Below are 12,853 nucleotides of genomic sequence, written 5' to 3'. Positions count from 1 at the left end.
GCTCCTATCCAAAGTGTCCAGAAACATAATCTTCAGTTGTCTTAATCTTAGGACGTGTGAAGATTTTTCTAGTTTCGTTAAATTCAACAGCATGCCCCATATGGAAAAATGCTGTATAATCGCTGATTCTAGCTGCTTGCTGCATGTTGTGAGTAACGATAATAATTGTAAACTTATCCTTCAAACTCAACATTGTTTCTTCAACATTTGACGTTGATATTGGGTCCAATGCACTTGCAGGTTCATCCATCAATAAGATATCCGGTTTCATTGCAATTGCACGAGCAATACATAGTCTTTGTTGTTGACCCCCAGAGAGTGCTAATGCGCTTTTGCCAAGATCATCTTTAACTTGGTCCCACAGTGAAGCCTGTTTTAAAGTTGTCTCAACAATTTCATCTAATTTATCTTTGTCACGTACTCCATGACGTTTCAAAGCGAAAGTAATATTATCATAAATTGATTTAGAAAATGGATTGGGTCTTTGAAAAACCATTCCAATATGTTTTCTAACTTCATAAATATCAACATTATTCTTATTAATATCCAAACCACGATACATGATTTGTCCTTTAACTGAAGCACCAGGAATATTATCGTTCATTCGATTTAAAGAACGTAAATAAGTTGATTTACCTGATCCTGAAGCTCCGATCAAGGAAGTTATTTTATATCTTTCAAATTGAAGTGATGCTTTATGCATGGCTTCTTTTTCGCCATAAAAAACTTGAAGATCTTTTGTTTTCATGGCGATTTCATGTTTATCTTCATCCAAATGAAGGATGTATTGTTGATCATTTTGTTCTTCCATACTATTCACCCGTCATCTTTTTATAAACTAAATTGCCAATGTATCTTGAAAGCAAATTAAAGATCAATACAGCAATAATCAAAACTGCCGAAGCTCCGGCTGATACTTGCACAGCATCAGGAATCAATCCTTCAGAATTAACTTTCCAAATATGAACCGCCAAAGTTTCAGCTGGTCGCATTAAATTCAAAGGACTTGTAATACTGAAAACATTGAAGTTAGTAAAATCAAGTGGCGGAGCACTTTGACCTGCTGTATAAATCAAGGCAGCAGCTTCACCGAAAACTCTACCGGCACCGATGATCATACCAGTAATAATACCTGGCAATCCATCAGGAATAATAACGTGAATTACAGTCTCCCATTTAGAAAGGCCTAAAGCCAAACCAGCTTCACGTTGTGATTGAGGAACAGATCTTAAAGAGTCTTCAACATTTCTAGTCAAAATAGGTAAATTAAATACTGTTAATGTTAAAGCACCTGAAAGAATTGAAAAACCAAATTTAAAACTAATAACAAAAATCAAAAATCCGAATAGACCAACAACAATTGATGGCAAAGAACTTAAAACCTCAATTGATACACGAATCAATTCAACCAATTTGTTCTTTCCAGCGTACTCAGATAAATAAATTCCTGCACAAATTGATATAGGAATAGAAATTAGCATTGAAAGAATCAACAAGAAGAAGGAATTAAATAACTGAATTCCCACACCACTACCAGCTTGAAAGGCCTTTGAACCTGAAGTTAAAAAATGCCAATTTACGTAACGCAAACCGCTTCCTAGTATATAAATCAATAAACCAGCTAAGATGAGAACAATAATTCCTGACATCAAATAAATGATACCTGTTGCAATTTTGTCTTTGATTTTTTCATTAAACACTAGAATTCACCTCGCTTAGCAATTGATCTAATCACGAAATTGAATAATAGTGACATCAATAATAGTAGTAAAGCTAATGACCACAAGGCATTATTTGGAGTTGAACCCATAATTGTGTTCCCCATGTTCATAGTTAGAACACTGGTCAAAGTTGATGAAGGAGAAACTAAATTTTGAGGCAAGAGCATTGCATTACCAATAACCATTTGTACCGCTAAAGCCTCACCAAAAGCACGAGCCATTCCAAAAACTACCGCTGTCAATAAACCTGGCGTAGCAGCTCTCAGAACTACTTTAGAAATTGTTTGCCATCTAGTTGCACCTAAGGCTAAAGAAGCTTCACGATAATATCTTGGCACAGCCTTTAAGGCATCAACTGACATTGAAGTAATTGTTGGCAAAATCATAACAAACAGCACAAATGAACCTGCTAGAATACCAAAACCACTTCCACCAGCAATCTTTCTAACAAAAGGCACCACAATTGTTAATCCGATAAATCCATAAACAACTGATGGAATACCTACCAAAAGTTCGATTACCGGTTGAAGAATTTTTCTACCCCATTTAGGAGATATTTCAGTCATAAAAATAGCTGCTGCAATGGCAAATGGTGTTCCGATCAAAGCAGCAATCAAGGTAACCGAAAATGATCCTACGATCATTGGTGCAGCACCAACGATTGGATGCCCAGCACTATCCAATTTATTTGGTGACCAAACTGAATGTGTTAAGAAATCAATTGGATTAACCCCATCTTTAATAAAGATGATCAAACCTCGTGATGCAATAAAACCAATAATAGTAATAACTAATAACACAATGATGGCAGTAAAACTGAAAGATATAATCTTACCGCGCGTTTCACGTTTTGCGGAAACAGATTTTTTGGTTAAACTTTCTCTAATAGGATCTTTCAAATTATTTTACCCCCTTTGAAACAGGCGTAACATTGCCCTTATAATCCTTTTGATATTTCATTTCTTTAACGGGAACATAATTCATTTTTCTAACAACATTCTTTTGAACGCTATCAGTCATGATGTAATCAAGAAACTTCTTTGTCATCCCCGTAGGTTGGCCATTAGTATATAGATGTTCATATGACCAAATTTTCCATTTATTATTTTCAATATTTTCAATCGTTGGAGCAATTCCATTAACATTCAAAGTTTTAACTGTATCATTCAAATATGGCATTGCTAAGTAACTAATTGCTCCATCAGTGTTGTAGACAATTTGTCTAACCATTCCACTAGAATCTTGTTCTTGTGATCGAACAAATGGAGTTCCATTCATAACATCACTTTCAAAAGATGCTCTAGTACCACTTCCATCAGCACGATTGATAATAGTTATCTTCAAGTCCTGGCCACCAACCTGTTTCCAGTTAGTTACTTGTCCTGAAAAAATCTTTTTCAATTGTTTGATTGTCAGAGATTTTACTTCAACGTCTTTATTTACAATTGGAATCATTCCAACTGCGGCTATTCGATGATCAACTAGTTTGCTAGCGTCAATATCTTTTTTCTGTTCTGCGTAAAGATCAGAATTACCGATATTGACCGCACCCTGTTGAATTTGACTAAGTCCTGTACCAGTACCGCCACCTTGGACATTGACATATTGGTTAGGATTATCTTTAGTAAATTCTTCTCCGGCAAGTTCCACTAATGGTTGAGCAGCTGAAGATCCAACCGCTGTAATAGTTTCTTGGCTTCCGCTGCCTTTGCAACCACTTAGAATAAAAATCATTGGTATCATAATTGCAAATAATGCGACAAGTCTCTTCTTCAATGTTCTCACCTCTATCCACCTAGGATATTACAACAATGTATATTTTTTGTATAAAAAAAAGCCGTAACAAAATAAATTATTTTGTTGCGGCAATTTTTTTAAAGTGGTATATCAACTGTAAATTTAGTCCCTAAGCCTTGGTGGGATTCAATTCTAATATCACCATCAAGAGTATCAAGTGTTTCCTTAACGATAGCCAATCCTAAACCAGTTCCACCTGTTTCAAGACTTCTTGAACGATCAACTCGATAAAATCTTTCAAAAATCCGTCCCTGATCCTCTTCTGAAATTCCAATTCCAGTATCCTCGATCACGAACTTAATACGATTTTCAATCTCATCATGATGAACTTCAATATTAATCTCACCATTTTCTTTATTATACGAAATGGCATTTTTAATCAAATTACGGAAGACTAAATTAATCTTTTCTTTATTAGCTGTTACTTCAGGATTACCAAAGTAACGCTGCTTAACTTGTAAATTATGTTTTTTAATTGCTAAGCCCTGACGATCTAAAATATGGTCAATATCGTCATGCAAATTAATGACATCTGTCTTCTCGGTATCACGTTTAACTTTTGAAAGCGACAAGATATCCTGGATCAATTCAGACAAACGAACACTTTCACTATGAATAATTTTCAAGAAATGATCTAGTTTTTCAGGATCGTCCTTAGCTCCACTCAAAAGAGTTTCTGAAAATCCTTCAATAGAAGTTACAGGTGTTTTTAGCTCATGACTGACATTATTTACAAAATCAACTTGCATTCGCTCAATCTGACGACTCTCGGTCAAATCATAGAGAATAACTAATACTTGTTGATCAAAATCCTCACGTGAATGAATCAAACGAATCACATTAGCATCAACAAATTTCTGTGAATTACCAACCAATTGAATCTCACGATGATGATTCTTATTTTTCTTCAAAGTGTGTTCAATCATTCGACTTAAACTATAAGTCTTAACATCTTCAATAAATGGATGAATATCATTAGAAATATTCTCGTCTAAAAGGCTAGACATTGCTTGATTATGTAGTAGAACATCTCCTTGAGAATTTAATAACATAACTCCAATAGGCAAATGTCCAACTAATCCTCTAAAGCGACGTTCACGTAAGCGAACATCATCGCGAAGATCATTGATATCCATACTAATTTTATTAGTTTGCTCAACTAATCCATACAATTCATCATCTGGTGACAGAATCAATGATGACATTTCCTTATTTTTACGAACTCGACGTAAATTTTCAGTAACACTCTTAATATCATTACTCAATTGTTGACGTTTGCGATAGTAGAATAAAATTACTGAATCAGTAATTAGGAAGTACATCAAAGCCACAATAATAAATGTCATAGGACTTTGACTCCACAAACGATTATACCTTTTAGCAACAATATGACGATTAGACCCCGCCATAAAATACATCGTTCTGGTATTAAATGACGTATCAGTCACATAATCTTTTCCCGGAGCCGTACGACCATTGTGGTACATGTCATAGGCTTTCTTTTGCAAAGTCGTACTTTCCTTGCTGGCATCAATGTAATCCAAGCCGGCGATTTTTGCAGCATCAGCTGGTTCATGGTTTTTCTTTAATTCCTGGTAAGAAACTGTTTCATCGGTAAACATATCATTTTGTGAGTTTCCCAAAATACTATCGGAAAACGTTACTAAAATGATAAAGATAGCTATAGAAATCAAAATGGCAATTATTGGTCCTACTCTTCTTTTCATCGTCATACCTCTAAAATATAACCGAATCCATGTACGGTTTTTATTATTTGTGGGTTCTTTGTATCCTGTTCAATTTTATCACGGAGGTGGCTAATTTGGATATCAACCATTCGCATTTGTGAATTAGAATTTATTCCCCAAACATTATCAAAAATTTGTTCTCTAGAAACAACGATTCCCTTGTTTCTAAGCAAAAACTCTAATAATTCATACTCTTTTTTAGTTAAAGGTATTTCTTTGCCATCAATTATTAGTCCCTTAACATCGGTATTAAGTTGAAAGTTCTTTTCTTTTACTTGATTGGAAGTACGTCTTAAAACAACTTCAATTCTGGCCAAAAGTTCTTTAATACTGAACGGTTTAGTCACATAATCGTCAGCACCACTTATTAATCCCTCAATCTTGTTATCCTCAGAATCTACTGCCGTTAAAAATATTACCGGCGTTAAATTTCCAGATTTGCGCATCTTCTTTAAAACTTCAATTCCACTAAGTTTAGGCAACATTTGATCTAACAACATTAAATCAAACTCATCGGTACTGACTTTATCTAACGCCATTTGGCCATCAATTGCAGTAGAAACTTGATAATTATTATTCTCCAAGTTGTATTCTATAAGTTCTAAAATCGAAGGTTCGTCATCGACAACTAAGATTTTCTTTTTCATTATTTTGCTCCTTGTAATTTCCATTGAAGATAAGCATAAATAAATGGATCTAAATCGCCATCCATAACCGCTTGACCATTACTAGTTGAATAGTTAGAGCGATGATCCTTGACCATCGTATATGGATGGAATACATATGAACGGATTTGTGAACCCCAACCGATATCCAGTTGTTCTCCCTGAATCTCTGCATGTTTTTTGGCCTGCTCTTCTTGCTCTCTTTGAAACAATTTAGCCTTCAACATATTCATAGCTGTTTCTCTATTTTGAAGTTGAGAACGTTGTGCCTGTGAACTAACGACGATACCTGTTGGTAAATGAGTAATTCTAACCGCAGAAGAAGTTTTATTAATATGCTGACCACCAGCACCTGATGATCTGAAAACATCGACCCTTAAATCATCATCATTGATTTCAACATGAATACTATCATCCAACTCTGGCATTACATCAATCGATGCAAAAGAAGTATGACGTCTTCCAGCTGAATCAAATGGCGAAATTCTAACTAAACGGTGAACCCCACGTTCTGAGCGTAACAATCCATAAGCATTCTTGCCTCGAATCATTATTGAAACACTCTTGATCCCAGCCTCATCACCCGGTTGGTAATCTTCAATTTCCACTGAAAATCGGTGTTGATCTGCCCATCTTTGGTACATTCTCAACAACATCGAACCCCAATCTTGAGATTCAGTTCCACCAGCACCTGGATGAATTTCCAAAATAGCATTATGAGTATCGTATGGTTCAGACAACAACATCATTAACTCATAAGATCTCAATTTGTCAGCTAGTTTTGACGAATCGTCTACCAATTGTTGCATTAATTCATCTTCAGGATCTTCTTGATAAAGCTCAACCAAAACTTGTAGATTCTCTAAGCCTTCGCTCAATTCTTTGAAATTATCATATTTATCTTTTAAGCCATTAGTTTCATCAATCAGTTTTTGAGCCTTTTCATGATCATTCCAAAAACCATTTTGTGTCATCCTAGCTTCATTTTCTGCAATGCTTTCTTCAAGGTTCTCTAAGTCAAAGAGACCCCCTAAATTGAGTTATTTTGTTTTCCATGTCGGAAATTTTATTTTTAATTTCTCCGAGTTCCATGTAATCACCCTTATAAAAAAAGCAGGCCCGTTGGCCCGCTTTTATCTTTCCATATTTTGTCTGATTTCGGCCTTCATGAATAATCTTGTAACATCATATTCAATATCAGAAACCATTTCTTCAAACATACGATATCCTTCTTCTTGATACTCAACCAAAGGATTCAATTGTCCATAACCACGTAGACCAATTGATTGACGTAGTTGATCCATAGCATCGATATGATCAGTCCAATGTTCATCAACAACTCTTAGTATAACAACCTTTTCAAATTCTAGCATTTGTGAAGGGTCGCCAAGTTGTTCCTTCTTTTGTTCATAATTCTTATTAACAAAGTCCATCAAATACTTAACAATCTCATCAGGTGTTTTAAGTTGTAAATCAACAACACTGAGTTGATTTTCATTAACTAAGGCTGCCTTAGCAAAGTCAGCAATAGCTTCAAGTTCCCAATCTTCTTCTTTTCCTTGAGTATGAACATCAACTTGTGCCTTAATAGTACGTTTGATCATTGGAAGCAAGACACGATCAAGATCTTTATCTTCATCGATGACTTCTCTTCTTTCTTTATAAATGACCTCACGTTGTTCACGCATAACATCATCATATTGAAGAGTATTCTTACGAGTATCGTAGTTATTACCTTCAACACGTTTTTGAGCTGATTCAACTTGACGTGTCATCATCTTACTTTGAATAACAGCGTCGTCATCTTCGATCTTCAAAGTTTTAAGAACACGCTTGATTCTTTCAGAACCAAAACGCTTCATCAAATCATCCTCAAGTGACATGTAAAATTGTGTTTCACCAGGATCACCTTGACGACCAGAACGTCCACGAAGCTGATTATCAATACGACGTGATTCATGACGTTCTGTACCTAGAACACATAAACCACCTAGTTCTCTAACACCAGGTCCAAGTTTAATATCAGTACCACGACCAGCCATATTAGTAGCAATAGTTACAGCACCACGTTGGCCGGCATTCATAATAATTTCAGCTTCCTTAGCATGGTTCTTAGCATTCAAGACAGCATGTGGAATGCCTTCCTTATCAAGTAACTTAGATAGGTATTCTGAAGATTCAACCGCCACAGTACCAACCAATAATGGTTGGCCCTTTGCATGACGACGTTTGATGTCTTCAACAACTGCCGCAAACTTACTCTTCAAAGTTGGATACAAAACATCATCCTTATCATTACGGATAACAGGTTTGTTAGTTGGAATGGAAATAACTTCCATGTTGTAGATTTCTCTAAATTCTTCGGCTTCAGTCTTAGCAGTACCAGTCATACCAGATAACTTGTCATACATACGGAAGAAGTTTTGGTAAGTAATGTTAGCCATTGTCTTAGTTTCATCTTGGATCTCTACACCTTCTTTAGCTTCAATAGCTTGGTGTAGTCCATCAGAGTAACGACGACCATCCATAACACGACCAGTAAATTGATCAACGATCTTTACTTCGCCTTCTTGAACCACATAATCAATGTTCAAACTCATAATGTAGTTAGCACGCAAAGCCTGATCCAAATGGTGATTCAAAACAGTATTATCAATATCGTATAAGTTATCAAGACCAAAGTAATCTTCAGCCTTTCTAATACCTGTTTCTGTCAAACTGATTGACTTTGTAGGCCAATCAATCTTGTAATCATCTTTTTCCAAAGTCTTAGCAAAACGGTCAGCACGAACGTACATTGCAGTTGATTTTTCAGCAGCTCCTGAAATGATCAAAGGTGTTCTAGCCTCATCAATCAAAATGGAGTCAACTTCATCGACAATTGCGAAGTGAAGTGGACGTTGTACCATTTGCTCTTTGTAAACAACCATGTTATCACGCAAATAATCAAAACCTAACTCACTGTTAGTTGAGTAAGTGATATCACAATTATAGGCAGCACGTTTTTCTTCTGAATCCATGCTGTTGATGTTTAAGCCAACTGTAAGACCTAACCAGTTATACAATTCGCCCATTTGTTTAGCATCACGACCAGATAGATATTCGTTAACTGTAACAACGTGAACACCTTGTCCATCCAAGGCATTTAAATAAACTGGCAATGTAGCTGTTAAAGTTTTACCTTCACCAGTTTTCATTTCAGCAATATTACCTTCATGTAAAGTAATACCACCAATTATTTGCACTCTAAATGGATATAATCCAAGAACTCTTTTAGCACCCTCACGGGCTGTAGCAAAAGCTTCAGGCAAAATATCATCAAGCGTTTCACCTTTAGCTAGTCTTTCTTTAAATTGTGGAGTCTTAGCTTGAAGTTCTTCATCAGAAAGCTTGCTGTATTCATCAGCATAACTCTCTACCTTATCGGCAATCTTGCCCATACGTTTAACTTCTCTTTTGTCGCTTTCGACCCATCTTCTTAGTGGATTTGCCATATTAATATATCTCTCCTAAGTGTTATAAACATACTCTTAATAGTAGCATTTTTTTTTAGACTTTTAAACTTAATATAAATTAAACAGACTTTCAGAGTTACAATGATACACCATTTTTCATATCTTTGTGTTAAGAATACTTTACAAAACTTTCTTTTAGCGTAGAAGACAGTGAAAGTTTGCCGTCCTCCACAACAAAGAAAATTGGGCTGGAACGTAGTGGGCACGACTTGGAGCCTTTTAGCTTCGCCAACAGTCTTCAAGCTCGGTCTTCTACTGAACTCATTTTCTTTGTTGCTCCAGACTAGTGAATTACTTTACTAATTGGTTATTTTCAAATCCAAATAATATAAATTATGAATTTTTATCTGATTAATTGAAACAGACCAATCGACACAAAATGATTCCAAATACTGCAACTTCAATTAACAACACTAGAAATCAGAAAATAGTCGGGAGTGAAATCTCTGTGGACGCTCAGTAGTGAAATTGTCCTTAGTGGGTATTCCACTTAGGACAAGGCCAGCATTTCATTAGCTCAAATCTGTGCCCACTACGTTCCAGCGTCCACAGAGATTTTACGGACGACGGCATCCTTCAACATACTCAGTTAACTTTAGTTATAACTGAATTTGAGTAAGAACCATAAATAATTTTTCTCATACAAAAAAATTCCAGTGCAACGACTAGCCAGTCATCACATTGGAATTTTATATTGTTCAATAATATTAAAATGAGTTGCACAAGTCAATTTTGAGCTTGCCCTGCTCTTTTATTCGTTTGTTTCGATCAAGCCATATCTGCCATCGTTACGTTTGTATACGATGCTGGCTCCGTTTGTTTCTGAATCTTCAAAGATGAAGAATTCATGGCCAAGCATTTCCATTTGTAGAACAGCCTCTTCAGCATCCATTGGCTTTAATGATAGACGCTTTGTTCTAACGATTTCTGACTTATCCTCTTCTGTGTCATCAGGCTTAACATCATTCAAAGGAATATCTTTTAGACTACCTTTTTCACGGCTCTTACGATTTACACGAGTCTTGAACTTCTTGATTTGTCTCTCTAGTTTATCAACCACGAGATCAATTCCGGCATACAAGTCATCGTTAACCTCTTCGGCTCTTAGTGTGATATATGGTAATGGAATCGTTACTTCAACCTTTGTACCTTTTGAAGGGTATGTTTTCAAGTTTACATGAGCAATTGGGTTGCTTTCATCACTAAAATACTTTTCCATCTTGGAAATTCTTTTTTCGACATATTCGCGAATTGATGAAGTTACTTCAATATTTTCACCACGTACATTAATAGTTAACATAATAATCTCTCCTTCCGACGAGTAGGAAATTAAAGAGTGTTCTTACATCTCTTTAATGCAATTATAATATTCTTAAGCCAATATGACAACGTTTCCATTACCTAGATAATGAAAATGTGGAAATGTTTTGGAAACCAGCCCTTAGAAATATATCATGAGCATACATCAAAGTTCGTCCAGTTGTATAAATGTCATCTAGAATTAAAATTCTTTTATCTTTTTGAATCTCGGTTAACTCTGGTATTGCAGAAAAAGTCTGAGGCGTCTGTAATCTCTCCCAACGATTTTTTTGAGCCTGAGGTTTATCAGCATCACTTTTTATCAAAAGTGGCACAAGATCAAAAATATCTGAATACAATTCATAAACTGGATCAAAACCACGTGCTTGTAAATGACTTGGACTAGCTGGAATATATGTAACAACATCAAATTGATTTGTTAAAGCCCAACTCTTTATATCTTGGTAGAACAAACGAGCCAATAAGACATCTCCATATCTCTTATACAGCTTGAAGTAGCTGTGTATGAATTGATTATACTCAAACAAAGACTGATGGCAATTAATAATTTGATATTTTTCTTCCCACATAAGACAATCGGCACAAATTTCTCCAACATCAGGTTTTTGACATCGTGGACAATTATTATGCCCTTTCAACGGCGCTAACTGTTCTCGACATAAATTGCATATATAACTTGGAATAATTTCTTTAAATAAAAATATTTCTTTAATTTTCAAATTATTTGTAATGGGGTTGCCACAATTTAAACATTTCATTTTTTTGCTTGTTGATTCAAATAGCTGATCTCAGCACATGCTAAATGAATCTGTCGATTATAGTATCGATAATAAAAATACACCGGATCATCATATGAATCCTTGCCCCTTCCTGCTCGACCGGCAATTTGAATCAACGATGTTTTAGAAAACTCTTTGGCATCGGCATCCAAAACAATCACTGAAATTTTTTTAAAAGTCACCCCACGCTCAAGGATCGTCGTCGTTAAAATTGCTTGAACCTTTTTATCCCTAAACTGTTGTACCTTTGTCAATCGTTCCTTGTCCTTGGAACTGACATCAACAAAGGTTAATTTTGGATATAAATTTTTCAATTCTTGAGCAAATGATTTCATTATAGGTATTTGTGGGAAAAACAACATAAATCGCTGATGATTTTTTATAAGTTTACGTAGATGAATTCTCAAACGTGGATTGACTCCTAAAAAATTAATTTCTTTTAATAGCAAACGACATTGAGGCTCTGGTAAAGGATGTCTATGGAATCTTTGATACAATTTAGTCATTGTTATTTGTTGTTTTTTCACTTTGAACAATAATTCTTTAGGCGGAGTTGCCGACAAATAAACAATCATGCCACTTTTCTTACGAGATTTTTTGATAGCTTGATGTAGCATTTGATTTCCAGCTAAAGGATAAGAATCAACCTCATCGATAATCAAAACATCAAAAGCTTCTTCAAATCTAATCAACTGATGAACTGTTGCTATCATAATTTGGGTCAAATGGTATTTTTCATCACTTTTTCCATGAAATAATCCTATGGTAGTTGTTGGGAAAACCTTTTGTAAACGTGGAAATAATTCAATACAAACGTCTACTCTTGGCGAACAAATGGCAATTCGTTGTTTGTTCAACAAGGCTTGCTCTATCAATGGGAAAATCATTTCTGTTTTTCCAGCGCCGGTTACAGCCCAAATAAGATGATCTTGCTTTTTCTTAAAAGCCATCAGAAGCTCTCTAACCCCTTTTTGTTGAATTACTGTTAATTCCCCACTCCAGGACAAATAGCTTTGCTGTATTGGATATAGTACGTCTGATGATGTAATAAGCAATTGATCACTGGCTTGTATTTTTCCTAAATTAATACAACTACGACAATACTTCAGATTCTTGGTTAATGGTTTTAGTTCCATAAGACAACGACGACAAAATAGTTTATTATCTTTCTTAAAAGTTGCTGGAACTATTTTTCCGCCACAATTTTTGAGATAATTGATTTCATCATAAGCTAAGTCTACGGTGTTAAAAATCCGGCCACCTAAATATTCATTAATTTTAATCATGAATAAAATTACGTAAAGGAGA

11 protein-coding genes are annotated in these 12,853 nt (G+C 35.3%); all 11 read right to left on the bottom strand.

What is annotated here, in order from left to right; all coding sequences use genetic code 11:
* Positions 1–4: 4 nt before the first annotated feature.
* Positions 5–811, bottom strand: coding sequence for a phosphate ABC transporter ATP-binding protein PstB (gene pstB / locus LAB100_RS09995; RefSeq protein WP_119327386.1), 807 nt, complete (start codon positions 809–811; stop codon positions 5–7).
* A 1-nt stretch (position 812) separates the two neighbouring features.
* Positions 813–1,700, bottom strand: a complete 888-nt coding sequence (pstA, locus tag LAB100_RS09990; protein WP_119327385.1) for a phosphate ABC transporter permease PstA — start codon at positions 1,698–1,700, stop codon at positions 813–815.
* On the bottom strand, positions 1,700–2,620 hold the full coding sequence (gene pstC, locus LAB100_RS09985) for a phosphate ABC transporter permease subunit PstC (protein WP_119327384.1): 921 nt from the start codon (positions 2,618–2,620) through the stop codon (positions 1,700–1,702). Before pstC ends, pstA begins: the two co-directional genes overlap by 1 nt.
* Position 2,621: 1 nt before the next feature.
* Entirely contained in the window at positions 2,622–3,464 is an 843-nt protein-coding gene (locus LAB100_RS09980) for a phosphate ABC transporter substrate-binding protein (RefSeq protein WP_371851220.1), read from the bottom strand.
* A gap of 131 nt (positions 3,465–3,595) precedes the next feature.
* Positions 3,596–5,245, bottom strand: a complete 1,650-nt coding sequence (locus LAB100_RS09975; protein ID WP_119327382.1) for a sensor histidine kinase — start codon at positions 5,243–5,245, stop codon at positions 3,596–3,598.
* Between the two features lie 2 nt (positions 5,246–5,247).
* Positions 5,248–5,913, bottom strand: a complete 666-nt coding sequence (locus LAB100_RS09970; RefSeq protein WP_119327381.1) for a response regulator transcription factor — start codon at positions 5,911–5,913, stop codon at positions 5,248–5,250.
* Positions 5,913–7,023 (bottom strand): peptide chain release factor 2 gene (gene prfB / locus LAB100_RS09965; RefSeq protein ID WP_119327380.1). Its coding sequence is split into 2 segments (ribosomal slippage): positions 5,913–6,950 and positions 6,952–7,023, totalling 1,110 coding nucleotides; the frame shifts between segments, so codons are not numbered across the junction. The genes LAB100_RS09970 and prfB overlap by 1 nt, the downstream gene beginning before the upstream one ends.
* Before the next feature lie 41 nt (positions 7,024–7,064).
* Positions 7,065–9,425, bottom strand: coding sequence for a preprotein translocase subunit SecA (gene secA, locus LAB100_RS09960; RefSeq protein ID WP_119327379.1), 2,361 nt, complete (start codon positions 9,423–9,425; stop codon positions 7,065–7,067).
* Positions 9,426–10,197: 772 nt separating this feature from the next.
* Positions 10,198–10,746: a ribosome hibernation-promoting factor, HPF/YfiA family gene (gene hpf, locus LAB100_RS09955; protein ID WP_119327377.1), complete on the bottom strand. Its 549-nt coding sequence runs from the start codon at positions 10,744–10,746 to the stop codon at positions 10,198–10,200.
* A gap of 97 nt (positions 10,747–10,843) precedes the next feature.
* Positions 10,844–11,227 (bottom strand): ComF family protein, encoded by a 384-nt coding sequence (locus tag LAB100_RS11720; RefSeq protein ID WP_246001334.1) that lies wholly within the window; start codon positions 11,225–11,227, stop codon positions 10,844–10,846.
* Between the two features lie 293 nt (positions 11,228–11,520).
* Positions 11,521–12,831 carry a DEAD/DEAH box helicase family protein gene (locus tag LAB100_RS09945; protein ID WP_119327375.1) on the bottom strand — a complete coding sequence of 437 codons (1,311 nt, stop codon included), beginning with the start codon at positions 12,829–12,831 and terminating at the stop codon, positions 11,521–11,523.
* Positions 12,832–12,853 lie beyond the last annotated feature (22 nt).

This window comes from Companilactobacillus musae (assembly GCF_003967595.1).
Classification (GTDB): Bacteria; Bacillota; Bacilli; order Lactobacillales; family Lactobacillaceae; genus Companilactobacillus; species Companilactobacillus musae.
Note: the sequence above shows the minus strand (reverse complement) of the source record. Positions and strands in the feature narration are given on the sequence as shown.

Coding starts and splice junctions, on each gene's coding strand:
- LAB100_RS09975 (WP_119327382.1), bottom strand. CDS start 5,245: ATGAAAAGAAGAGTAGGACCAATAATTGCCATTTTGATTTCTATAGCT.
- LAB100_RS09970 (WP_119327381.1), bottom strand. CDS start 5,913: ATGAAAAAGAAAATCTTAGTTGTCGATGACGAACCTTCGATTTTAGAA.
- hpf (WP_119327377.1), bottom strand. CDS start 10,746: ATGTTAACTATTAATGTACGTGGTGAAAATATTGAAGTAACTTCATCA.
- pstB (WP_119327386.1), bottom strand. CDS start 811: ATGGAAGAACAAAATGATCAACAATACATCCTTCATTTGGATGAAGAT.
- LAB100_RS09980 (WP_371851220.1), bottom strand. CDS start 3,464: ATGATACCAATGATTTTTATTCTAAGTGGTTGCAAAGGCAGCGGAAGC.
- secA (WP_119327379.1), bottom strand. CDS start 9,425: ATGGCAAATCCACTAAGAAGATGGGTCGAAAGCGACAAAAGAGAAGTT.
- LAB100_RS09945 (WP_119327375.1), bottom strand. CDS start 12,831: ATGATTAAAATTAATGAATATTTAGGTGGCCGGATTTTTAACACCGTA.